Here is a 1,086-nt window from a genome sequence, read left to right on the forward strand (position 1 = left end):
CTCCGGAGATGATGTCCCACGAAGACACCACCAACTCGTTGCCCTTCGAAAGGACGTCGGTGTGCGCCACCCCGCCCGTGGCAATGATGACGACGTCCGGGTTTTCAGCCTCGATGGTTTCGGCTTCCGCCCAGCTATTGAACTGGATGCTCACGCCGTGTTTTTCGCACTGGGCCATGCGCCAATCGATGATGCTCATCATCTCCTTGCGGCGTGGGCTCAGTGCTGTCAGGCGGATTTGTCCTCCCGGTCCGCTCGCGGCTTCGAACACCACAACCTGGTGTCCCCGCTCACCCGCCACGCGGGCGGCCTCGAGGCCGGCCGGACCTGCACCGACGACGACGATCTTCTTGCGGGTCTCGGCCTTGGCGACAATGTGCGGCATGGTCAGCTCGCGACCAGTGGCGGGGTTGTGAATGCAGTATGCCGCCCCGCCCTGATAGATGCGGTCAAGGCAATAGTTGGCGCCGACGCAGGGCCTGATTTCGTCTTCGCGCTTTTCGATGATCTTCCGCACGATGTGTGGGTCGGTCATGTGAGCGCGCGTCATGCCGATCATGTCGACCTTGCCCGACGCGATCGCGTGGCGCGCAGTCGCCACATCCGAAATTTTTGCCGCATGGAAGGTCGGAAAGTTGGTCGCGGCACGAATCTCGCCCGCAAAATCAAGGTGTGGGGCGTTCGCCATTCCCTGAATCGGAATGACGTCCGTCAGGCCCGCGTCGGTGTCGATGTGGCCGCGGATCACGTTGAGGTAATCGATAAGTCCGCTTTCCTTGAGGCGTTTGGAGATTTCAAGGCCTTCCGACTTGCCAGTGCCGCCGGGGAGACATTCATCCGCAGTGTATCGCACGCCCAGGATGAAGTCCTCGCCCACCCGTGACCGGATCGCCTTCAAGACATCCATGCAGAAGCGCATGCGATTATCGAGCGAACCGCCATAAGGACCGTCAAGTTCGTTCGTGAGGGGAGACGTGAACTGTTCGAGCAGGTGGCCGTAGGCCTCGAGCTCGACGCCATCCATCCCGCCTGCCTTCATCCGTTCGGCGGCGTCTGCGAAGTCCTTGATGATGCGCTCGATATCCC

1 protein-coding gene is annotated in these 1,086 nt (G+C 61.2%); it reads right to left on the reverse strand.

The annotated features are described in order from the left end of the window. Nucleotides 1-1,086: oxidoreductase (locus ACXJ7R_RS33905; RefSeq protein WP_457155602.1), on the reverse strand; the 1,086-nt coding region annotated here is incomplete at both ends.

The sequence above is a fragment of the Mesorhizobium sp. P5_C1 genome, from assembly GCF_054049815.1.